A 22,745-nucleotide genomic window follows, 5' to 3' on the forward strand; every position below is an offset into this window, starting at 1 on the left:
GGGCAGCGGAGGCGCCTTAAGCACTCAGGCGCCGCAAGAAAAGCAGACCGCTCACCCCCGCGCCCGCAACCACTCCTCAAGATCATCCGCCGGCAACGGCGGCGAAAACAGGAAGCCCTGCCCGGCCGCGCACCCCTGTTCGATCAGGAAGCGCCGCTGCTCTTCATTCTCGATCCCCTCGGCCACCACCGGCAGGCTCAGGCTCTCGCCGATCCGGATCACCGCGCTCGTCAACGCGCGGGCCGCGTCGTCGCTCTCCAACCCCTGAACGAAACTGCGGTCCAGCTTCAGCTCATCCACGATCAGGCGCCGCAAATGCCCCAGGCTTGAATAGCCGGTGCCGAAGTCGTCCATCGACAGGCGCACCCCCAGGCGATGCAGTTCCGCGATCGTGCGCAGCGTGCCCGCCGTGGCGTCCAGCACCACGCCCTCGGTGATCTCCAGCATCAGGTCTGACGCCGCCAGGCCGAATTCGGCCAGCGTCGCGGCGATCATGCGCGGCAGGTTCAGGTTGTGGAAATTGGTCGCCGACAGATTCACCGACACCGACGGCACCTGCAGCCCGCCATGGCGCCAAATCGACAATTGCGAGCAAGCCTCGCGCACCGCCCAGTCGCCCAGGTCGCCGATCAGCCCGCATTCCTCGGCCAGCGGCACGAAACGCGCCGGCGATATATCCCCCAGCGTCGGATGGCGCCAGCGCGCCAGCGCCTCCACCCCATACAGGGTGCCGTTATTCAGCCCCACCTGCGGCTGGTAATGCAGGCGCAACGCGCGGCCCTCCAGCGCATCGCGCAGCGCCGCTTCCAGCGCCAGACGCTCCTGGGCCTGGCGGTTCATCTCGGCGCTGAAGAACGAAATGCGGTTGCGGCCCGCGGTCTTGGCCTGATACATGGCCATGTCGGCGTGACGCAGCAGCGTGTCCATGTCGCGGCCGTTCTCGGGGAACACGCTGATGCCGATGCTCACCGACGGGTTGAGCGTGATGCCGCCCACCACGAACGGTTGCGCCAGCGACACCAGGATGTGCTCGGCCGCCGCCGTCAGGCGGCCATGCTCGAAATCGGGCATCAGCACCACGAACTCGTCGCCCGAGAGGCGGCCGACGATGTCGGAGGCGCGCGCCAGACGCCGCAGGCGCTGGGCAATGTCGCGCAGCAGCGCATCACCGATGGGATGTCCCAGCGTGTCGTTGACCTGCTTGAAGCGGTCCAGGTCCAGGAACAGCACCGCCACGCGCTTGCGCTCCGGCTCGGCGCGGGCGATGGCCTGCTCGGCCTGGGCGAGCAGCAGATTGCGGTTCGGCAGGCCGGTCAGTTCGTCGTAGAACGCCAGCTGGCGGATACGGGCACGAGCCTCCTCGCGCTCCAGCGCCAGCGCGCACAGATACACGCACACATCCACCAGCCGATGGTGGAAGTCGTCCGGCAGGCGGCGTTCGCGGAAATAGAAGCCGAATGTGCCGATCACGCGGCCATCGCTCGACTTGATGGGCGAAGACCAGCAGGCCTTGATGTCCTCCGGCAGCGGCAGATGGCGATAGTTTTCCCACAACGGATCGGTGGCGATATCCGGCACGATCACTGGCCGGCCCAGGAACGCCGCTGTGCCGCAGGCGCCCACTTGCGGACCGATGGCCTCGCCGTCGAGCGCCTCGCTGTAGGCGGGGGGCATGCTCGGCGCCGCCAGGGGCCGCAACTTGCCGTCATCGTCCACCCGCAGGACGGTGGCCGCCACTTCCGGCGCCAGGCGCTCGACCTCGCGGCAGACCATGTTCATCACCTCGACCACCGAGGCCTCGTTCACCATCGCCTGCAGCACACGGCGCTGCAGCACCTCGTGCACCTTGGTGGGCGTGATGTCGGTCAGCACATCGACGATATTGACCAGCGACCCGCGCTCGTCGAACACCGAATTGGCCATGACCGACACCCACAGCGGCTTGCCGCCGCGGTCATAGACCAGCACGTCCTTGTGATAGCCCTCGCGGCAGGCGATGCGGCGGTCCAGTTCCTCGCGGGTGCCGCCGTCGGGACGGCCGCCGGCCAACAGTTCGCCCAGTTCCTGGTCGCGGGCGTCGGCGCGCGAGAATCCCAGCATGCGCTGGAAACCCTCGTTGACATAGACAATGCGGCCATCACGGCCGGACACCGCCACGGCATTGCCGGTTTCGTTGATACCCAGCAACAACAGGCGGACTTCCTCCTGGCGCTCGGCGTCGGCGATGGATTTGCGCGAAATGACCGCGATGCGGCGCACCTCGCCGCTGGCGTCGCGCATCGGCATATAGGTGGCTTCGATCCACACCGATGCGCCGCAGCGCTTGCGATAGCGGCAGGTGCCCGAAAAAAACTCGCCGCGGCGCAGCCGCGCCCAGATCTGTTCGGCGCCGGCAATGCCCTTGCCTTCGTCCATGCTGTCGCACAGCAGGTCGTGGCGCAAGCAGGCGATGTCGGCGCGCGGATAATCCAGCGTGGCCAGGAAATTGTCATTCGCGTGCAGCAGGGAGCCGGCGGTATCGAAATCGAACAGCAGCAGTGCCCGGTCGATCGTCGCCAGATAGTTGCTCGTCTGCCACGCGGTCCCCTGCGGGGCCACGCTCGAACCGCCGGGATGAGAATCAAGCATAAGGGGCTCCATACCGGAAGACTGCGGTTCCGGGTTCATTCAGCGCCGGGGGAATCCAAGTGCGACGCGATCGCGTCCATCCTGCTTGGCCAGGTACAGCGCCTGGTCCGCCCGGCTGAGCGTTTCTGAAAAGGTCTCTCCGAGTTGGTGGCAGGCCATGCCGATGCTGACGGTCAGGCGCAATACGTCAGGCCCGACGTCGATGGCCAGACCGCGCACCGCGCCCACCAGTCGGTCCATCACCCCCTGCGCCGTTTCGGGCGGGGTCGCGGGCAACAGCACCAGGAATTCCTCGCCGCCCCAGCGGCCGCACAGGTCGTACTCGCGCAGGCTGTTGCGCATGGCGCCAGCCAATTCCACCAGGGCGCGATCGCCGATTTCATGGCCATAACGGTCATTGACCGCCTTGAAATGGTCGACGTCGAGCATGGCGACCACGAAGGCCTGCCCGCCGCGGGTGGCGCGCTGCACCTCCTGCTTGATCATCTCCATCAGCGCGCGGCGGTTCAGCAGGCCGGTCAGCGGATCCCGGCGCGACGTCTCTTCCAGCGTCTTGTTCAGGTCGCGCATCATGCTCTGGTAATGATCGGAGATACGCGCAATACGCGCCAGCCGCTGCAACTGCCGGTCGAACTGTTCGCACAGCCCCATTTCGCGCTGGTGCGCCATCGACTGATAGGCGTCCGACAGGTGGGTGACGCGCTCGATCCGCGCCATCTGCTCGGCGGTATGCCGCCACAGGTCCTGCAGGGCCTCGCGCAGCGGATGCCCGGCGTATGCCGGGTCGGCCAGCAGCGTGGCGATGCGTTCGTCCAGTTCGGCGTTGCCGTGCTTCATTGCCGGCCAACGACCGAGAACGGGAAGGTGCAATCTTCCTTGAATTCCTCGGCCAACTCGCCGACGCGCTCGTTGCGCATGTCGTAGAACCACGTCACGCTGACCTCGCGGCCGTTGGCGTGGGCGGCCTCCAGCAGGTCGAAGATGTCCATGACCGACTTGATGCTGCTGGTGTTCAGGTAGAGCAGTTCCAGTTCGAGCTTCAACGGCGCGGCCGAGCCGAGCAGATAGGCTTCGACCCATTCGATCACGGGGCCGAACAGCTCGAAGGAGTTCTCGGGATACGAGTCGCCGCGCATCGCCAGCACGCCGGCGGCGGCATCGGCGGTGATGGCGGGCGTGGACTGGGTCCCGGGAATTTCTAGGTCTTTCATCAATGACTCCGAAAATTTTCTTGGGCTTTGGCGCGCCGGTCAGATCACGACGCTCAAGCTGAAGAAGGCCCGGCCCTCGCCCGCCGCGGGCGTCAGGCTGGCTTCCAGCGGCGCGCCGGCCCGGCGCGCGATATCGATCAGGCCCAGGCCGGCCCCCGACGCGGCGCCGGGCGTGCGCGGCTTGTGCAGCTGCGTCTTGTATTCCGCCTTCAAGGCGGCCTTGTCCAGCGTGGCCAGTTGCTGGATGCGCGCCACCAGGCTTTGCCCGTCCTCGGCCTTGACCAGGTTGCCGGCCGACACCACATAGCGGCTTTCGTCGCGGCGCCCGATCACCACCGTGGCGCAGGCGTCGGCGTCGCCGTTCTGGGCGGCATACTGGCGGATGTTCTGGATCATCTCGATGTAGACCGAGAACACATCCATCGCTTCCGCCGGACGCGCGTGCTCGGCATTCAGGTAGTTCTTCAGCGCATTGCCGATTTCTTCGATCAGGCTGCGCGAGATCGGCCCGTTGAAGCACAACAAGGTGCGGTTCTGGTCGAAACGCTCGCCCAATGCGTAGAGATCCGAGGCATTCATGGGAGTTACCGCCCTGATAACGATTATTCGAAACGGAAAGACAGCAAGGTAATGTCGTCGCGCTGGGGCCGGCCGCCCTGGTACCGGGCCAGGACTTCGGTAAAGGCGGCCGCCTGCTCGGTTAACGGCTGGCGCGCGTGTCTCTTGAGCATTTCGGCGAAACGCGTGTTGCCGAAGCCGAAGCCATGCTCGCCACCGGCCTGGTCCAGGAAGCCGTCGGTTGCCAGGTAGTACGTCCAGCCCGGCTCCAGGCGCAATTCGACGTTCTGGTAAGTCCCGGTCCGCTTGTCGCCCAGCGCGCGCTTGCCTCCCGGCACTTCGCGCAGGGTTTCGCCGTCGCTGGCGTACAGGCTGATCTTGGCGCCGGCATACCGCAAGCTGCCGGCCTGGCGGTCAATATATACCAGCCCCGCGTCGGTATTGGTGGCCAGCGCCCGCGGCAGTTGCGCATCCGCAAGCATGGCGCGGATGGCGCTGTCGGTGCGCGTCAGGATGCCCGCGGGATCGGACGGACCGGCCTCGGTGATCGCCAGGTCGATGGCGGCGCGCGCCAGCATGGTCATCAGCGCGCCCGGCACGCCATGGCCGGCGCAGTCCATGATGCCCAGCAGACAATTGGCGCCATCGGAGCGGAACACGTAGAAATCGCCGCCCACCACATCACGGGGCTTCCACAGCACGAAATGATGGGCGCCGAGCGACTGGGTCAACTGGCGGTCAGGCAGAATGGCGCGCTGGATCAGGCTGGCGTAGTCGATGGAATCGCCGATCTTCTTGTGCGCGGCCGCCATGGCGCGGTTGGCGTCCTCCAGCTCGGAGGTGCGTTCGCGCACCTTGCTCTCGAGTTCGGCGGTGTGCTGGCGCACCTTGTCGGCCATCACGCCGAAAGCGCGGCTCAGGTCGCCGATCTCATCCTGTCCGCCGGGCGGCAGGCGCACGTCGTAGCTGCCGTCGGCGATGGCCCGGGCCGACTGCTGCAGGCGGCGCAAGGGCCGCAGCATCAGGCGTTCGATGGCGTAGCCGAAGCACAGCAACAAGGCCGCGAACAGCAGTACCAGGCCGATCGCCGCCGGCCACAGCCAGTCGGTATCCAGCACCCGGGCCGCGCCCAGGTCGACCACGGTCAGCACATGCCAGTGCAACTCGGGCATGTAGGCCACCGACACCAGCTGGCGCACGCCGTCGATCGAAACCCAGGCCGACTGCACCGACTGCGGGTCGGCCTGGGCCGCGTGCAGCGCCGAGCGCAGCTCATCGCGGCTGCTGCCGGGGTCGAGCAGGTTGAACACCATGCCGCGGCCGTTGGCGCCCCCGGCCCCCGAGTTGTAGGCGATCAGGGCGGGGTCCATATGCGCCTGGATCGCGCCCTCCTCGTCAACGATGATGGGCGTGACGCCCGGCTGGCCGCTGTTGACGAAGTCACGCAGGAAGCCGCCCACGTCCAGCCCGGCGCCGGTCAGGCCGATGACCTGGTCACCATCGCGCACCTGCACGTTGATCCAGACCCGCGTGGTCTTGAGCTTGAGGTCGGGATTGACGTTGATGTTGTAGCGCGCGCTCGCCTTGAGCGAGTTGTAGAACCAGCTATCGTCGGCCGCCGCGCGGCTGAGCGTATAGCGCGGCGCTTCCGACAACGGCTGGTCATCGTTGAAGTAGTAGTGGCCGGTGGCGGCGCTGGCAATGAAATAGGCGCGGCCCAGCAGGTCGCGGCGGTAGCCGTCGGCCTCGCGGAAGAACAGCTCGCGCGCGGCCGGATCGCTTTCATTGCGCAGCCAGCGGCGCGTCACCTCGCTGTCGGCCAGGCGCTGCGACAGCGCCAGCTCGCGCGAGACCGGCGCCAGGATGCGCTGGCGGTTCAATTGCGTGAAGTTGTCGGCGAAGGCGCGGCCGAAGTGGTCGCGCACCCCGTCCAGCACCTGCCAGCCGATCAGCGCGGCCGGCGCCAGCGCGACCACGCACGCCAGCAGCAATGCCATCAATGATTTTTTGCGCAAACCCCATTTCGCCATGCGAAGTCTTCCCTGACAGCTTGATAAGACGTGACGCATCCACGCGGTACGCACGGCGCGCTAAGTGTAGAGAACCATCGGATGAATGGAAACAGGCGTAAACGCGCGAATTTGCCAAAGGCTGGCCTATTTCGGGCGAACCGCGCGTTTATTGCGTTTTATATCGAAAAAATGGCTGACTGCCGCGCCGAAACTGCGGCTTTCACGCTACACACCCAGGTAACGTTCCCAGAGGCCGCGGTCGGCATCCAGGGCTGCGGAGTCGCCGCTCCAGACCACCTTGCCGCGTTCGAGGATGACGTGGCGGTCGGCCAGGCTCAGCAGGCGCTCGACGTACTTGTCGATCACCAGGATGGTCTGCCCGGCCTGCCGCAGGCGCGCCAGGCAGTGCCAGATCTCCTCGCGGATCTTGGGCGCCAGGCCCTCGGTGGCTTCGTCCAGGATCAAGAGGCGCGGGTTGGTCACCAGCGCGCGGCCGATGGCCAGCATCTGCTGCTCGCCGCCCGACAACTGGTTGCCCATGTTGCGGGCGCGTTCCCCCAGGCGCGGGAACAGCTCGAAGACGCGCTCGGGCGTCCAGGGCTCGCCGATGGCGGGATTGCGCGCGGCCACGAAGGCGGTCAGGTGTTCGCGCACCGTCAGGTTGGGAAAGCACTGGCGCCCTTCCGGCACGATGGCCATGCCGCTGCGGGCGATACGGTCCGGGCTCCAGCCGCTGATGTCCTGGCCGGCAAAATGGATCTTGCCGCCGCGCAGCGGCAACTGGCCGAACAGCGTGCGCAGCAGCGTGGTCTTGCCCATGCCGTTGCGGCCCAGGAGCGTCACCACCTGGCCGGCGCCGATTTCCAGGTCCACGCCGAACAGCACCTGGCTGGCGCCGTAGCCGCTCTGGGCCGATTCAATGCTGAGCATCAGGCACTCTCCTGGCGCGCGGGCGCCGTTTCATCGTCACCCAGGTAGGCCTGGCGCACATCCGGATTGGCGCGGATCTCATCGGGCGTGCCGGTGGCGATCACACGGCCATACACCAGCACCGAAATGCGGTCGGCCAGCCGGAACACCGCCTGCATGTCGTGCTCGACCAGCAACATGGCGGCGCGGCCGCGCAGCGACTCGATCAGTTCGGTCAGGCGCAGGGTTTCGTCGGGCCCCATGCCGGCCATGGGCTCATCCAGCAGCAGCACGCGCGGCCGCGCGGCCAGCGCCAGCGCGAACTCCACCTTGCGCTGTTCGCCGTGCGGCAGCGTGCCGGCGGCACGGTCCAGCAGGCTGGCGTCGATGGCGCACTCGCGCGCCAGTTCGCGCGCCTGCTCGTACAGCGCCGCTTCGGCGGCGCGCGGCTTCCAGAAGCGGAAGCTGCTGCCGGCGTGGGCCTGCGCCGCCAGCACCAGATTGTCCAGCACACTGGATTGCTTGAAGATGTTGGTGATCTGGTACGAGCGCGACAGCCCCGCCGCCACGCGCTGGTGGGCGTTCATGGCGGTGACGTCGCGGCCGTCCACGGCCAGCGAGCCCGAATCGGCCGCCAACGTGCCGGACAGCAGGTGGATCAGGGTCGATTTGCCGGCGCCGTTGGGGCCGATCAGGGCATGGATCTCCCCCGGATTCAAGGAGATCGAGACATTGTCGGTGGCCACCAGCGCGCCGAAACGGCGCACCAGGTTGCTGGCCCGCAGCGCGGGCGCCTGCGATGAGGTGTGCGTCTGGTTCATGATCCCGCCTTGCCGGTTTGCGCGGCACGGCCGCCGAACAGCGGGCCGAACAGGCCCACCAGGCCGCGCGGCGCGCCGAACACCACGCACAGCAGCAGCACGCCCAGGGGCAGGTGCCAGTATTCGGTCCACTGGCGCAGCACTTCCTCCAGCACCAGCATCACCACCGCGCCGGCCACGCCGCCGTAGCGCAGGCCGATGCCGCCCACCAGCACCATGATCAGCAGATTGGCCGACTGGGTCCAGTGCATCAGGCTGGGCGAGATGAACAGGTTGTGGTTGGCCAGCAGCGCGCCGGCCAGTCCGGCCGCGGCGCCACTCAGCGTGAAGGAGGTCAACTTGATGCGGTAGACCGGATACCCCATCGATTCCATGCGCGACTCGTTTTCCCGGATGCCCTGCAGCGCGGTGCCGAAGCGCGATTGCGTCACCCGCCCGAACAGCCACATCATGACAACGAAAATCACCAACACCAGGTAGTAGAACGACCGGTCGTCGGCCAAATCGATACCCGGCAACGACGAGTAGCCCGGCAGGTTCAGCCCGTCCTCGCCGCCGTACTGGCGCAGCGAGATGAAGATGTAGAACAGCATCTGCGCGAAGGCCAGGGTGATCATGATGAAGTACACGCCGCGGGTGCGCAGCGACACCGCGCCCGTGAGGCAGGCCAACAGCGCCGCCAGCAGCATCGCAACCGGCCACGACACCAGGGCCGAGGTCACGCCCGCCATCGCCAGGATGCCGACCGCGTAGGCGCCGGCGCCAAAGAATGCCGCGTGGCCCAGCGCCACCATGCCGCCATAGCCCAGGATCAGGTTCAGGCTGGTGGCGGCCAGTGCGTAGATCAGCACGCGCCGCACGAAGGAAATATAGAAGTCCAGGCCAAGCGCCGGCGCCACCAGCGGGAACGCCGCCAGCGCGGCCAGCAGGGCCAGGGTCCAGAGCATCGAAGAAGTCCGCATCATCAGCCTCGCGCCGGAAACAGGCCGGAAGGCCGGAACACCAGGACCGCCGCCATCAGCACGTAGATGGCGATGGCCGCCAGCGTCGGGCCGACGCTGGAGGCGACCGCCGGCGAAAACACCTGGCGCAGCAACATCGGCAGGAAGGCGCGCCCGGCGGTGTCGACCATGCCCACCAGCAGCGCGCCGACGAAAGCGCCGCGGATCGAGCCGATGCCGCCGATGACGATGCACACCAGCACCAGGATCAGGATTTCCTCGCCCATGCCGACCTGCACCGAGGTGATCGGCCCCAGCAGCGCGCCGGCCACGGCCGCCAGCATGGCGCCCAGCACGAACACGCCCAGGAACAACAGCGGCACGCGCACCCCCATCAGGGTGGCCATCTGGCGGTTCGAGGCGCCGGCCCGCACCAGCACGCCGGCGCGGGTGCGCGTCACGAACCAGTACAGCCCCACGGCCGAGGCCACGCCGAAGACGATGATCATCAGGCGGTAGGCGGGATACAGCAGATCGGGCAACAGGCGCACCGGCCCGGACAGCAGCGCCGGCATGTTCAGCATGACCGGGGCCGGGCCCCAGATCATCTTGACCAAATCATTGGCGATGAGGATGACCGCGTAGGTGCCCAGCACCTGGGCCAGGTGGTCGCGCAGCGCCAGACGGCGGATCAGCGTCAGTTCCAGCACCACCCCGACCAGCCCGGTGGCGACGGCGGCGACCAGCACGGCGGCCGTGAACGATCCCGTGCGCTGCATGGTTTCGGCGGCGACATAAGCGCCTGCCATATAGAGCGAGCCGTGCGCCAGATTCATGATGTCCATGATGCCGAACACCAGGGTCAGCCCGGCCGCAATCAGAAACAACATCAACCCAAACTGCAGACCGTTCAGCAATTGCTCGATGATGAGCGTGAACGTCATGAAAATCCCCTCTGCTGCAGCCCCACCCCCGAAGCGCTGCGCGCTTGCCCCCTCAAGGGGGCGCCGCGACGGACCGGCCAAGCCGGATCCGTGCGACCCCGCGGGCGGGGCCACATTGCATGTAGCCGTTCTTGGTTCTTACAGCTTGCAGTCGCCGACGTAGACGTCCTGGTACTTGTCGAACACCTTGCCCACCAGCTTGTTGGTGATGCGGCCGCTGGCATCCTTGTCGACCACGCGCAGGTAGTAGGCCTGGATCGGATAGTGGTTCTTGCCGTAGGTGAAGCTGCCGCGCACCGAGGGGTAGTCGGCCTTGGCCAGCGCCTTGATGATGGCCTCGCGGTCGGAGGCCTTGCCGCCGGCCTGCTTGACGGCGGCGTCCATGGCCATGATGACGTCGTAGGCCTGGGCGGCGTACACCGACGGGTAGCGGCCGTTGTATTCCTTGCGGAAGGCTTCGACGAAGGCCTTGTTCTGCGGCACGTCCAGGTCATGCGCCCACTGCGCCGTGTTGTACATGCCCAGCATCGGCTCGCCCACGGCCTGGATCACGTCCTCGTCGGCCGAGAAGCCCGGACCGATCAGCTTGACGCTTTGCGACAGGCCGGCGGACACGAACTGCTTGACGAAGTTGATGCCCATGCCGCCCGGCAGGAAGATATAGACCGCGTCCGGCTTGGCGGCGCGGATCTGGGCGATTTCGGCGGCATAGTCGATCTGGCCCAGCTTGGTGTAGACCTCGTCGCCCGGCGCGATCTTGTAGCCGCGCTTGAAGCCGGTCAGCGCGTCCTTGCCGGCGGGGTAGTCCGGCGCCATGATGAACATCTTCTTGAAGCCGCGGTCGGCCGCCACCTTGCCGGCGGCTTCGTGGAAAGCGTCATTCTGGTACGAGGTGCCGAACCAATAGTGGTTGCACTGGGCGCCGGCGAACTGGCTGGGGCCGGGGTTGTTCGACAGGTACGGCACCTTGGCCGCGAACAAGGCGGGGCCGACGGCCAGGGCCACGTTCGAGCCGATCGGGCCGGTGAAGAAATCGACCTTGTCGCGCTGGATGTAACGCGTGACCAGTTGGCGGGCCTGGTCGGGGTTGCCGCCCATGTCGGTCTGCAGGAATTCGGCGGGCTGGCCGCCGAGCTTGCTGCCCAGCTGCTTGATCGCCAGGTTGAAGCCGTCGCGGGCCTCGGCGCCCAGGGCCGAGAACGGACCGGAAATGTCATTCGCGATGCCGACCTTGACCGGATCGGCGTGTGCCAGTGCCGGCACCAGGGCGGCGGCGGCAATAAGGGAAGTGATGAAACGCATGGTGGTGTGCTCCGTGCGCGAGCCGCGCAGAGGGTGTTGTTCTGGGATTGCGATTCGAAGGACTTCTATGGCCGGCCCGCCGGCCCGGTCAGGCGGCCGTCAGACCGGTGCCCGTGGCAGCCGATCCCGTGATGCGGCATGGGGGGAACTGGCGTGGTTCATAGTTTAGGTTTAAAGTATTCGGCAAAACAAGTCTAGGGTTTTTACCAATGATCCACGGCGCGGGCACCCGCGCGGACATTACCCGACATCGGCCCGATACTCAAGAATACAAACCCATCCACGCATTCCCGGTAATCTTCCCCCACCATGACAGACGCTCCCGACCTGGAATCCCGCGCCGCCCCCGATGATCATCACGCGCTGCGCCTGTGGCTGCGCATGCTGACCTGCGCCAATCTCATCGAAGGCGAGATCCGCAGCCGGTTGCGCAACGAATTCGACACCACCCTGCCGCGCTTCGATCTGATGGCGCAATTGCAGCGCGCGCCCAAGGGCATGAAGATGGGCGAATTGTCGCGCCACATGATGGTGACCAACGGCAATATCACCGGCATCACCGACCAGCTCGAAAAGGAAGGCCTGGTGGTGCGCACCAAGGTCGAGTCCGACCGCCGCAGCTCACTCATCAAGCTGACGCCGCAAGGCCGCAAGAGCTTCGCCAAAATGGCGCGGGCCCACGAATCGTGGGTCAAGTCGATGTTCGGCGAACTGCCGGAGGGCAGCCGCAACGCGCTGTTCCAGGCGCTGGGTGAACTGAAACTACAGGTGGTGGCGACCCGCTCGGCCGGCCCCAAGGACTGACGCGGTCCGATCCGGCCGCCAGAAAAGCGCCAACGGTTTGGCGCATAATTGCCGGCATGATTCCGGTATCTCTTCCTGGCGGTAATTACTACGTCTTGATGGCCATCTCGCTGGCCTGCCTGTCGACGCTGCTGACCTGGCTGGCCATCCTGGCCACCAGCCAGGGCGCCCGCCGGTGGCTGGGCGGCCATCGCCGTGGCGGCACGGTCCTGATGGCGCTGCTGGCCCTGGTCGGCGGCCTCTTTCCCTACCAGCAGCTGAGCCTGTGGCTGGCGGCCCAGCGCGATGCCCGCCTCGGCAGCGACTTCAACCTGGTGCTGGCCCAGCCCGCGCGGCTGGCCGGGGTCGACATGCCGGCGGGTACGGCGCTGCGCCTGGCCAGCGCCGGCGATCCGGCCTCGTTCGACCGCGCCACCTTTCCCGACGACCACCCGGCCAGCGTGCAGGGCGTGAGCGCCACCCGGCTGTTCCATTACGCCGCCACCGCCCGCCAGCCCGAGACCCTGTCCGTCGAGATCGCCCGCGACCAGGCTCAGGACGGCTGGCTCTGCGCCCACGGTCATCGGATTGAATTCGTCGTGCTGAGCGGCCAGCCGCGGTTCTCCAGTTGCCACCTGGCCATCGGCAATACCCTGGACCAGCAGCCGGTGCCGGCTGGCGCCTGGCTCAAGGTGGACGAGGCGGTGCGCGCCAGCGCGCCCGATCCCGCCAACCCGGCGCCGCGCTGGCTGCTGCGCGCCGAGGGGAGCGACCCCCTGTCGGTGGCCGGCATGCCGCTGCTGAAGGTGGACATGACCCTGGACGCGCAGCGCCGCCTGCTGGGGTTCGAGGGCCTGCTGGGGCGCGAGAGCACGCTGGGCAGCATCACCTACCCCACCGGCACCCGCATGCTCACGGCCAGCCCGCGCGTACCCGGCATGCAGCCCGGCGACCTGCTGTTCTCGCCCTCGCGCGGCCGCGCCGCGCGCCAGGCCGACGGCAAGGAGATCGCGGCCGGCATGTCGGTGCTGCAGGCGCCCGACGGCACCGTGCGCGCCATCCTCTCGAACCGCGATGCCGGGGTGCTGGACGTGGCCGCCATGCGCACCGCGCCCTGACGGCCGGCGCTCCGGCGCCCGCCGCCGCCTGTCGCAAAGCAGTGGGATAATACGAAGCTTTCCCCCACGCGCCGCCTTTCGCTGGCGGCGATTTCCGTCCAGCTCATTCATGAGACGAAGTCATGGCCGTTAACCTGCAGATCCCCTCCGAGTCCGAAATTTTCCCTGTTGCCGGCGTTGAAATCGGCGTTACCGAGGCCGGCATCCGCAAAGCCAACCGACGCGACCTGACGGTTTTCCGCCTGGCCGAAGGCAGCAGCGTGGCCGGCGTGTTCACCCGCAACCGTTTCTGCGCGGCGCCCGTGCAGGTGTGCCAGGCCCACCTGGCCGACGGCGGCCCGATCCGCGCGCTGGTCATCAACACCGGCAATGCCAACGCCGGCACCGGCGCCGAAGGCCTGAAGAAGGCCCAGGACACCTGCGCCGAACTGGGCCGCCTGCTGGGCGTGCCCGCCGCCCAGGTGTTGCCGTTCTCGACCGGCGTGATCCTCGAACCGCTGCCGCTGGACCGCCTGTTCGCCGGCCTGCCGGGCGCCATCGCCAACCTGGGCGCCGACCACTGGTCGAGCGCGGCGCACGGCATCATGACCACCGACACGCTGCCCAAGATCGCATCGCGCCGCGTCCAGATCGACGGCAAGACCGTCACCTTCACCGGCATCAGCAAGGGCGCCGGCATGATCCGCCCCAACATGGCGACCATGCTGAGCTTCCTGGCCACCGACGCCGGCATCGCCCAGCCGCTGCTGCGCAAGCTGGCGGTGGAAATCGCCGACGCGTCGTTCAACCGCATCACGGTCGACGGCGACACCTCCACCAATGACTCGTTCATCATCGTCGCCACGGGCAAGTCGGGCGTCGAAGTCAATGCCGAGTCCGACGCCGCCTACGCCGCCGTGCGCGAGGCGCTGACCGCCGCCGCGCTGGAACTGGCGCAGAAGATCGTGCGCGACGCCGAAGGCGCCACCAAGTTCATGACCATCCGCGTCGAAGAGGCCGGCACCACCGAGGAAGCCCTCAAGGTGGCCTACGCCGTGGCCCACTCGCCGCTGGTCAAGACCGCCTTCTTCGCCTCGGACCCCAACCTGGGCCGCATCCTGGCCGCCGTGGGCTACGCCGGCATCGACGACCTGGACGTGTCGAAGATCCGCCTGTGGCTCGACGACGTGCTGGTGGCCAAGGACGGCGGCCGCAACCCCGACTACCAGGAAGCCGACGGCCAGCGCGTGATGAAGCAGGCCGAGATCAGCGTGCGCATCGCGCTGGGCCGCGGCCAGGTCAATGACACCGTCTACACCTGCGACTTCTCGCACGAGTACGTGTCGATCAACGCCGACTACCGTTCCTGATCAAGACCCGCCATCCGCCCGGCTGATCCCCGGGCGCGGAACCCCGGCATTGTCTGCCGGATCCGACGGCGCCCGCGAAAGCGACGCGGGACCGATGCCGGGCCCGTCCGTTCGCTCTTCCTGGACCACACCGTGACCGCGACCGAATTCACCACCCTCATCCAGCGCGCCGAGCGCGTGCTGGCACAGCTCGAAGCCTGGCTGCCCCCCGCCCCGCCTGACATCGACTGGAACGCCCACGCCTTCCGCTGGCGCAAACGCGGTTCGCGCGGCTGGCTCGACGCCGTGCGCCACGTGGCCCGCATCGAACTCGAAGACCTGCAGCACATCGAGCGCCAGAAAGGCATCATCGACCGCAACACGCGGCAATTCATCGACAAGAAGCCCGCCAATAACGTCCTCATGACCGGCGCCCGCGGCACCGGCAAGAGCTCGCTGGTCAAGGCCATGCTCGCGGCCTACGGCGACCGCGGCCTGCGGCTGATCGAGGTCGACAAGTCCGACCTGGCCGACCTGGCCGACATCGTCGAACTGGTGGCCTCGCGCCCCGAGCGCTTCATCGTCTTCTGCGACGATCTGTCGTTCGAGGAAGGCGAGGCCGGCTACAAGGCGCTCAAGTCCGTGCTGGACGGCTCGGTCGCCGCCGCGGGCGACAACGTGCTGATCTATGCCACCTCCAACCGGCGCCACCTGATGCCGGAATACATGAGCGAGAACCTGCAGGCCAAGCACCAGCCCGACGGCGAGATCCACCCCGGCGAAACCGTCGAAGAGAAGATCTCGCTGTCCGAGCGCTTCGGGCTGTGGCTGTCGTTCTATCCCTTCAAGCAGGACGACTACCTCGACATCGTCTACCACTGGCTGCGCGAGCTGGGCTGCCCGGAAGCGCAGATCGAACCGTCCCGCACCGAGGCGCTGCAATGGACCATCGAGCGCGGCTCGCGCTCGGGCCGTGTCGCCTATCAATTCGCCCGCGACTGGGCTGCCCGCCATGTCTGACAAAATCATCGATGTCGCCGCCGGCCTGATCCTGCGCCCGGACGGCATGCTGCTGCTGGGCCAACGCCCCGAAGGCAAGCCCTGGTCGGGCTGGTGGGAACTGCCCGGCGGCAAGCTCGAACCCGGCGAAACCGTGCTGCAGGCGCTGGCGCGCGAGCTGCAGGAAGAGATCGGCATCCGCGTGACGCAGTCGCGGCCGTGGGTGACCTACGTGCACGCCTATCCGCACACCACGGTGCGGCTGGCGTTCTGCCACGTCACTGCCTGGGAAGGCGAGCCGCGCAGCCTGGAAAACCAGCGCCTGGAGTGGGTCGATCCGGCCAATGCGGCGGCGGTCGGCGACCTGCTGCCGGCCACCCTGCCGCCGCTGCGCTGGCTGCAGCTGCCGACGGCCTATGGCATCAGTTCCATCGGCTCGCGCGCCGGCCTGTCCTCCTTCCTGGGCCGGTTGGACGCGGCGCTGGCGCGCGGCGTCAAGCTGGTGCAGTTGCGCGAACCGCAATGGCCCGACGGCCCGGCCTCGGCCTCGCTGCGCGAGGCCTTGCTGCAGATCGTCAAGCGCTGCCACGCCGCGGGCGCGCGGGTGCTGGTCAACAGCGCCCATCCGGCCGCCTGGTGGCGCGAGGCCGACGGCGTGCACCTGCGCAGCGCCGACGCCGCGCGGCTGACGGCCCGGCCCGACCTGCCGGCGGGCGCGCTGGTGGGCGTCTCGGCGCACGACAACGCCCAGGTGGTGCATGCGCGCGAACTGGGCGCGGATTTCGCCGTGCTCGGCCCGGTGCTGGACACGCCCAGCCACCCGGGCGCGCCGACGCTGGGCTGGGACGGCTTCGTCGCCGGCAACCGCGATGCCGGCATCCCGGTCTTCGCGATCGGCGGGCAATCCACCCAGACCGTCTCGCAGGCCCTGCGCCACGGCGCGCACGGCATCGCCGGCATCCGCGGCCTGATCTGACGCGGGCCTGGATCGCCACCCGCCCACGACCGGCGCGCCGCGCCGGTTTTTTTACGCCCTAGGGAAACTCCCCCCTTGCCGCAAAAGGTGGCGGCGTCCTATCTTGGCGACTGATGTGACCAAGTGGTCACGTTTGAGGGCCGGCGCCACCGTCCTGCCGTCCCGCTTGATTGCTTTTGCTGCACCGTTTCTTTGTCGTCGTTCCCACAACAAGGAAGTCCAGCATGCCCCTGCCTCCCCCTCCCGATGACCGCTGCGGTCCATTCCCGGCCGACGCCCAGCGTCGCGACTTCATCCTGCGCGGCGCCGCAGGCCTGGCCGGCGCGGCCGGGCTGGCGGCCGGCGGCTGGCCCCTGCGGGCGCTGGCACAGGCGGCCTCGCCACTGACCTTCGCCTTCTGGCCCTGGGGCAGCGAAATCGTGCAACAGGGCGCCGCCCGCTTCACGCAGGAAAGCGGCGTGCCGGTGAACCTGTCGCCCATCCCCGGCGACTACGCCGCGGTGCTGGAAACGCAACTGGCCGCCAAGGCGCCGCTGGACATGTTCTACGCCCAGCGCGGCCAGGCCTCGCGCTGGTACGCGGCCGGCTGGATCCGACCGATCGACGACATGCCCGGCCTGGACGAGATCCAGAAGCAGATGTTTCCCGGCATCGTCGAGGACGCCAAGGCCACCGACGGCCGCTACCTCGGCCTGACCTATTACAACGGCGGCCCCTACGCGCTGTTCCGCAACGAGAAGATCCTGGGCGCAGCCGGCTACGGCGGCACCGCCAACGCCGCCGACTATCCGCAGGACTGGGCCACGGTCGAAAAGCAGGCGCGCGACATCAAGAAAAAGGGGCTGGCCGAGCATCCGATGCTGATGCCCTGGTACAACGCCTGGACCGGCCTGCCGTGGGCCCTGATCGCGCAATGCTTTGCCGAGGGCGAGCGTTTCGTCGACGGCGAATTGCGCGCCACCTTCGGCCCCGACACCCCACTGACCAAGGTGCTGTCCGACTGGAAGCGCTGGTGGGACGACGAACTGGTGCAGCGCGCCGTGCTGACGTGGTCAGGCACCGAGACCTCCAGTTCCTGGATGAAGGGCCAGCACGCCTTCCACCTGAACATCGATTACTACAGCTTCAACTACAACGATCCGGCCAAGAGCCAGATCGCCGACTATTCCAGCTACAACCCGGTGGTGCCGGGCGCCACCCACGACACCGTGCTGGTGGGGCACGCGCTGCTGTGCATGTCGACGCGCAAGCGCAGCGACGCCGAGCAGGCCGCGCTGTGGGAGCTGGTCAAGTACTTCGGCTACCGCGACCGTGCCGGTCAGTTGACCACGCACAAGAACTGGATCGCCAAGGCCAACCTGGAAGTGCCCTTCCCCGAGCTGTACCGCGACCCCGACAGCCGCGCCGCCATCATGAAATGGATGTATCCGGCGCATCGGGAGCAGGTCTACCAATGGCTGTTCGAGGGCCGCGAAAAGGCCGTGGCCGCCAACATCCTGAAAGCGCCGTGGTACCAGGAATGGGACACCGGCATGCACGAGATGATCGCGCAGGACATGCTGATCAAGGGCACTCGCACGCCGGCCCAGGTGGCCACTGAACTGCGCGCGCGCTGGGACGGCCTGTACAAGAAGTACGCCAAGATCCTCAAGCGGAGCTGATGACATGGCCAGCGTCTGCCTGCAAGGCATAGAGAAGTCGTACACCCACTTCCAGGCGGTGCGCTCGCTCGACCTGGACATCCGCGACGGCGAATTCGTGGTTTTGCTGGGGCCGTCGGGCTGCGGCAAGACCACCACGCTGAACATGATCGCCGGCCTGGACACGCCCACCGGCGGCCAGATCCGCATTGACGACCGGCGCGTGGACCAGGTGCCGCCGCACCGGCGCAACGTCGCCATGGTGTTCCAGAGCATCGCGCTTTATCCGCACATGACGGTGCGCGAGAACATCGGTTTTCCGCTGCGCATGCAGAAGCTGCCGGCCGCCGAAGTGCGCGCCAAAGTGGACCGGGCGGCCGCGCTGCTGCGGGTCGAATCGATGCTGGACCGCAAACCCTACCAGCTGTCGGGCGGGCAGCGCCAGCGCGTGGCGATCGGCCGCGCGGTGGTGCGCGACCCCGACCTGTTCCTGTTCGACGAGCCGCTGTCCAGCCTGGACGCCAAGCTGCGCACCGACATGCGGGTCGAACTCAAGCGCCTGCACCGCAGCCTGAACGCGACCTTCATCTACGTCACGCATGACCAGGTCGAGGCCATGACGCTGGCGGACCGCATCGCCGTCATGTCGGGCGGCAACCTGCTGCAGTTCGCCGACCCTGACACCATCTACCGCCGCCCCGCCACCATGGAAGTGGCGGACTTCATCGGCAACCCCGGCATGAACTTCCTGCGCGGCACGCTGGAGGCGCACGACGGCGCGCCGGCGCTGCGCAATGCGGGCGGCACCTATCCGCTGCCCGCCGCGCTGGCGGCCGCCGCGCGCCGGCTGCCGGCCGGCAGCCAGGCCGCCCTGGGCATCCGCCCCGAGGCCATGGCGCCGGCGCCGCTGGCCGGCGACGGCCTGCTGCTGCAGGGCCGGGTGTGGGCAGTCGAGCCGGTGGGTTCGGACCAGTTCATCGACATCACCACCGCCGGCGAGGACGGCCCGCGGCTGCGCGCCAGGTTGTCGCCGGAACGGCGCTACGAGGTCGGCGCACCGATCGCGCTGGCGTTGCCGGCGGCCCGCCTGTACCTGTTCGACGCCGCCGGCCTGCGGGTCCATGGCGGCGAGGAGCCGCGCGCATGAGCGCCGCCAGCCTGCCGCGCGCGTCCGTGCCGCTGCCCGCCCGCGGCGGCAAGGAGATGTCGGACCTGGGCTTCGCGCTCACGGTGATCATCGCGGTGTACGCGCTCAACACCCTCATCATCGGCGTGCCGCTGGGCTATTCGTTCTGGCTCAGCCTGCACGACACCAACGCCATCCTGCGGACCCATGAGTTCGTCGGCGCCGACCTGTATGGCGAAGTGCTGTCCGACAGCGCCGTCACCGATGCCATCTGGCGCAGCCTGGGCTTCGTCGCGATGTGCGTGGCCGGCTCGTTCGTGGCGGCCTTGGGCATCGCCCTGGTGCTGAACGAGGACATGCCGCTGCGCGGCCTGGTGCGTGGCCTGGCGCTGCTGCCGTGGGCCATGTCGCAGGTGGTGACGGCGACGGTGTTCTCGTTCCTGCTCAATCCCAGCTTCGGCGCGCTCACCGGCCTGCTGGCGCCGCTCGGGCTGGCCGGTCCGGGCACGGTGTGGCTGAACAGCGACTGGGCCCTGTTCTGGGTGGCGCTGGCCTTCGTCTGGCACATCGCGCCGCTGGGCAGCTTCTTCTACCTGGCGGCGCTGCAGACCATTCCGCGCGATCTGTACCGCGCGGCGCGGGTGGACGGCGCCGGCCCGCTGGCGCGCTTTCGCCACATCACCCTGCCGCACCTGAAGCACACCACGCTGATCGTGCTGGTGGTGATGACGGTGGAGGCGGTACGCCAATTCGACCTGCTGTTCTCGCTGACGCGCGGCGGGCCCGGCACGTCCACGCAGATCCTGCCGCTGCTGATCTTCCGCTACAACTTCGAGTTCTCGAAGTACGGGCTGGCCTCGGCCGCGGCATTCCTGCTGACGGTGCTGTCGCTGTTGCTGGCCACCGCCTACTTCATGCTGATCCGCAAGAAGCGCACGCAAGGAGGCCATCATGCGCAATGACGCGGCCCGCGTGGCCGGCGAAGGCTGGCGCCCCTGGCTGGTGGGCGCGGGCGTGGCCCTGGTGGCGTTCTGGTGCCTGTTCCCGCTGTACTGGACGCTGAAGGCCTCGTTCATGGACGAGTCGGCCATCATCATGGGCGTGGCGAACCATGCTGGGGGCTACACCTTCGACAACTATCTGCGGGTGCTGGGCCTGTCCAGTTCCGATTCCATCTTCGGCGGCCAGACCCGTGCCATCATGGCGGGGTTCGTCAACAGCGCGCTGGTGGCGCTGCCGGCCGCGGCCGCGGGCACCGCCATCGCCACATTGGCCGGCTATGTGCTGGGGCGCTTCGAGTTTCCGTTCAAGGGGCCGCTGCTGTACGTGCTGCTGGCCTCGCGCACGCTGCCGCCCATCGCGCTGCTGATCCCGTACTACGTGTTCTTCGCCGCCATCGGCCTGGCCGGCAGCCTGTTCGGCCTGTGGATCGTCTACCTGACCGCCGTGATCCCGCTGCTGTCGTGGGTGCTGATGGGCTATTTCGCCTCGCTGCCGGTCGAGATCGAACGGGCTGCGCGCATGGACGGCTGCACCCGCTGGCAGATGCTGCGCCACGTGACCCTGCCGATGGCGCTGCCGGGCATCGCGGCGGCCTTCATCATCGCCTTCCTGGTGGGCTGGAACGACCTGCTGTTCGCCATCGTATTGACCGGCGGCACCTCGGCCCAGACCCTGTCCGCGGCGCTGCTGGGCCTGTCGCCGCTGATGCCGGGCTTTCGCGCCGACCTGGGGCTGTTCGCCGCCGCCAGCATGCTGGCCGCCCTGCCGCCGCTGGCGCTGGCCATGCTGTTCCAGCGCTTCATCACCAACCTGAACATCGTCGATCCCGTGACGAGCAACACGGACTAGGAAGCACGCATGACCATCGGCATCGCGGCATACGGATCCAACGCCGGCGCGGCCGTGCGCGCCGCCGCCCTGGGCGCCGAGCTGCTGGGCCACGGCGCCATCGGCGGCTTCGCCGTGTTCGCGGTGCTGGACGAGGCAGGCCGGGTTCATCATGCGGCCTGCCAGCGCGGCGGCGTCACCGCGCTGGACCTGCCGCCGGCCTGGCTGCGGGCGCGCCATGCCGCGCTGATCGAAAGCGGCCCCGACCGCCCCGAACCGCTGGCGCAGTTCCTGCCCGGCGCCGATGGCGTCGGCCTGGTGACCGGCCACCGCCTGCCCAACCGTCCCGGCGCCGACGGCGTGCCACTCAATCAGGCAGTGCTGCGGCGCCTGGCGGCGGGCGAGCCGGCGCAGGTCGCCGTGGCCGAGGTGCTGCATGCGCATCCGGAAGTCGATGCCGGCCTGATCGCATTGTCCGCGTCCGGCCAACTGGCCTGCGGCAACAGCGCCCGCGTGGCGCGCCGGCCCGACCAGGGCCAGGCCGGGCGCGACGACGGCGCCAGCCGGCTGGCGCTGCTGCACAATTCGATCTTTCCCTGCCCGCCCCTGGCCGAGGCCATGGCCGACCTGGCCTGGCAGGTGCTGACCGGCGGCGTCGGCGCCTATCGCGCCCTGAGCCTGCGCGCTCCCGTGGCCATCACCGCCGGCCCGCGCGACCGGGTGCGGGTGGACGACCGGCTGCGCGTCACCGCCATCGAACAGGCCGACCCATCGCTGCCGGTGACCCGGCGGCGCGCCAATGCCATCTACCTGGGCAGCGAAGTCTGGCAAGATGGCAGGCATATCGGCCATACCGTCAGCGAACTCGTTGTGGATATGGCCGACGGCCGGGTGTTCGGTCTGCCGGACCCCGCCCGCTCCCTCATCATCATGAAGGAACCGGCCAATGTCCCGACGTGAGAATACCGAGCGCCAGATACTGCAAGCGCTGGAAGACCAGATCAAGGAAACCGGCATGGGCGGCGTGGGTATCAACGCCATCGCCAAGCGCGCCGGCGTCAGCAAGGAGCTGATCTACCGCTACTTCGACGGCATGCCCGGCCTGATGCTGGCCTGGATGCAGGAACAGGACTTCTGGACCCGCAACCCCGGCCTGCTGGCCGCCGGCGAATCCAGCCAGCGCAGCCCGGGCGAACTGGTGCTGTCGATGCTGCGCGCGCAGCTCGACGCGCTGGCCGGCAACGAGACGCTGCGCGAGGTGCGCCGCTGGGAGCTGATCGAACGCAACGAGGTGTCCGCGCCGCTGGCCGAACGCCGCGAGCGCGCCGCGCGCGGTTTCATCGACCGCGTCGACGGCCTGACCGACGACATGGATACGCCCGCCGTGGTCAGCGTGATGCTGGCGGGCGTGCTGTACCTGATGCTGCGCGCCAAGACCGAAAGCCACTTCCTGGGCGTGCCGCTGCGCACCCCGGAAGGCTGGGACCGCATCAACGGCGCGCTCGAACACCTGGTCAAGCACGGTTTTCCCGCTGCGCTCAACCAAGAATCCCTGGCCAACCTGGAGGCGCGCCGCAAGAAGCCGCGGCCGCCCGCCGACACCGAGACCTGACCGCCCC

Annotated in this window: 21 protein-coding genes; 11 read left to right on the forward strand and 10 right to left on the reverse strand. The window is 68.1% G+C overall.

What is annotated here, in order from left to right:
• Window positions 1-51 precede the first annotated feature (51 nt).
• The 10 genes from K2W61_RS05465 to K2W61_RS05510 form a co-directional block, all read right to left on the reverse strand.
• The gene (locus tag K2W61_RS05465) at window positions 52-2,628 is read right to left on the reverse strand and encodes a sensor domain-containing protein (protein ID WP_236755161.1); all 2,577 of its coding nucleotides are present in this window, start codon (window positions 2,626-2,628) and stop codon (window positions 52-54) included.
• Between the two features lie 39 nt (window positions 2,629-2,667).
• Window positions 2,668-3,465, reverse strand: coding sequence for a biofilm regulation diguanylate cyclase SiaD (gene siaD / locus K2W61_RS05470; RefSeq protein WP_236755162.1), 798 nt, complete (start codon window positions 3,463-3,465; stop codon window positions 2,668-2,670).
• On the reverse strand, window positions 3,462-3,839 hold the full coding sequence (gene siaC, locus K2W61_RS05475; protein WP_175135417.1) for a biofilm regulation phosphoprotein SiaC: 378 nt from the start codon (window positions 3,837-3,839) through the stop codon (window positions 3,462-3,464). The genes siaD and siaC overlap by 4 nt, the downstream gene beginning before the upstream one ends.
• Window positions 3,840-3,878: 39 nt before the next feature.
• Window positions 3,879-4,418 carry a biofilm regulation protein kinase SiaB gene (gene siaB, locus K2W61_RS05480; protein WP_175135416.1) on the reverse strand — a complete coding sequence of 180 codons (540 nt, stop codon included), beginning with the start codon at window positions 4,416-4,418 and terminating at the stop codon, window positions 3,879-3,881.
• A gap of 23 nt (window positions 4,419-4,441) precedes the next feature.
• Window positions 4,442-6,427: a biofilm regulation protein phosphatase SiaA gene (gene siaA / locus K2W61_RS05485; protein WP_236755163.1), complete on the reverse strand. Its 1,986-nt coding sequence runs from the start codon at window positions 6,425-6,427 to the stop codon at window positions 4,442-4,444.
• Between the two features lie 207 nt (window positions 6,428-6,634).
• Complete coding sequence (locus K2W61_RS05490; protein WP_175135414.1) at window positions 6,635-7,339, reverse strand: ABC transporter ATP-binding protein; 705 nt, start codon at window positions 7,337-7,339, stop codon at window positions 6,635-6,637.
• Window positions 7,339-8,139 carry an ABC transporter ATP-binding protein gene (locus K2W61_RS05495; protein WP_175135413.1) on the reverse strand — a complete coding sequence of 267 codons (801 nt, stop codon included), beginning with the start codon at window positions 8,137-8,139 and terminating at the stop codon, window positions 7,339-7,341. Before K2W61_RS05495 ends, K2W61_RS05490 begins: the two co-directional genes overlap by 1 nt.
• Window positions 8,136-9,104 (reverse strand): branched-chain amino acid ABC transporter permease, encoded by a 969-nt coding sequence (locus K2W61_RS05500; protein WP_419761587.1) that lies wholly within the window; start codon window positions 9,102-9,104, stop codon window positions 8,136-8,138. Before K2W61_RS05500 ends, K2W61_RS05495 begins: the two co-directional genes overlap by 4 nt.
• Window positions 9,104-10,024, reverse strand: coding sequence for a branched-chain amino acid ABC transporter permease (locus K2W61_RS05505; RefSeq protein ID WP_175135412.1), 921 nt, complete (start codon window positions 10,022-10,024; stop codon window positions 9,104-9,106). Before K2W61_RS05505 ends, K2W61_RS05500 begins: the two co-directional genes overlap by 1 nt.
• A 138-nt stretch (window positions 10,025-10,162) precedes the next feature.
• Window positions 10,163-11,326 carry an ABC transporter substrate-binding protein gene (locus K2W61_RS05510; protein WP_175135411.1) on the reverse strand — a complete coding sequence of 388 codons (1,164 nt, stop codon included), beginning with the start codon at window positions 11,324-11,326 and terminating at the stop codon, window positions 10,163-10,165.
• 309 nt (window positions 11,327-11,635) lie between these two features.
• On the opposite strand from K2W61_RS05510, the gene K2W61_RS05515 reads away from it, so the two are divergent.
• The 11 genes from K2W61_RS05515 to K2W61_RS05565 all read left to right on the forward strand — a co-directional run bounded on the left by K2W61_RS05515 (window position 11,636) and on the right by K2W61_RS05565 (window position 22,738).
• Window positions 11,636-12,130, forward strand: coding sequence for a MarR family winged helix-turn-helix transcriptional regulator (locus K2W61_RS05515; protein ID WP_175135410.1), 495 nt, complete (start codon window positions 11,636-11,638; stop codon window positions 12,128-12,130).
• A gap of 56 nt (window positions 12,131-12,186) precedes the next feature.
• Entirely contained in the window at window positions 12,187-13,227 is a 1,041-nt protein-coding gene (locus K2W61_RS05520; protein WP_175140152.1) for a hypothetical protein, read from the forward strand.
• Window positions 13,228-13,349: 122 nt separating this feature from the next.
• A complete protein-coding gene (gene argJ, locus K2W61_RS05525) occupies window positions 13,350-14,576 on the forward strand; it encodes a bifunctional glutamate N-acetyltransferase/amino-acid acetyltransferase ArgJ (protein WP_175135408.1) in 1,227 nt (408 codons plus the stop codon).
• Window positions 14,577-14,708: 132 nt separating this feature from the next.
• Entirely contained in the window at window positions 14,709-15,575 is an 867-nt protein-coding gene (locus K2W61_RS05530) for an ATP-binding protein (RefSeq protein ID WP_175135407.1), read from the forward strand.
• The gene (locus K2W61_RS05535; RefSeq protein ID WP_236755164.1) at window positions 15,568-16,530 is read left to right on the forward strand and encodes a Nudix family hydrolase; all 963 of its coding nucleotides are present in this window, start codon (window positions 15,568-15,570) and stop codon (window positions 16,528-16,530) included. The genes K2W61_RS05530 and K2W61_RS05535 overlap by 8 nt, the downstream gene beginning before the upstream one ends.
• Window positions 16,531-16,754: 224 nt before the next feature.
• Entirely contained in the window at window positions 16,755-18,191 is a 1,437-nt protein-coding gene (locus K2W61_RS05540) for an ABC transporter substrate-binding protein (RefSeq protein WP_236755165.1), read from the forward strand.
• A 4-nt stretch (window positions 18,192-18,195) separates the two neighbouring features.
• A complete protein-coding gene (locus tag K2W61_RS05545; protein ID WP_175140154.1) occupies window positions 18,196-19,317 on the forward strand; it encodes an ABC transporter ATP-binding protein in 1,122 nt (373 codons plus the stop codon).
• Complete coding sequence (locus tag K2W61_RS05550) at window positions 19,314-20,258, forward strand: carbohydrate ABC transporter permease (protein ID WP_236755166.1); 945 nt, start codon at window positions 19,314-19,316, stop codon at window positions 20,256-20,258. Before K2W61_RS05545 ends, K2W61_RS05550 begins: the two co-directional genes overlap by 4 nt.
• Entirely contained in the window at window positions 20,248-21,147 is a 900-nt protein-coding gene (locus tag K2W61_RS05555; protein WP_175140155.1) for a carbohydrate ABC transporter permease, read from the forward strand. Before K2W61_RS05550 ends, K2W61_RS05555 begins: the two co-directional genes overlap by 11 nt.
• A gap of 9 nt (window positions 21,148-21,156) precedes the next feature.
• Window positions 21,157-22,086, forward strand: a complete 930-nt coding sequence (locus K2W61_RS05560; RefSeq protein WP_175135006.1) for a DUF6963 family protein — start codon at window positions 21,157-21,159, stop codon at window positions 22,084-22,086.
• Window positions 22,073-22,738: a TetR/AcrR family transcriptional regulator gene (locus tag K2W61_RS05565; RefSeq protein WP_175135005.1), complete on the forward strand. Its 666-nt coding sequence runs from the start codon at window positions 22,073-22,075 to the stop codon at window positions 22,736-22,738. The genes K2W61_RS05560 and K2W61_RS05565 overlap by 14 nt, the downstream gene beginning before the upstream one ends.
• Window positions 22,739-22,745 lie beyond the last annotated feature (7 nt).

This window comes from Achromobacter pulmonis, assembly GCF_021733725.1.
Lineage (GTDB): Bacteria > Pseudomonadota > Gammaproteobacteria > Burkholderiales > Burkholderiaceae_B > Achromobacter > Achromobacter pulmonis.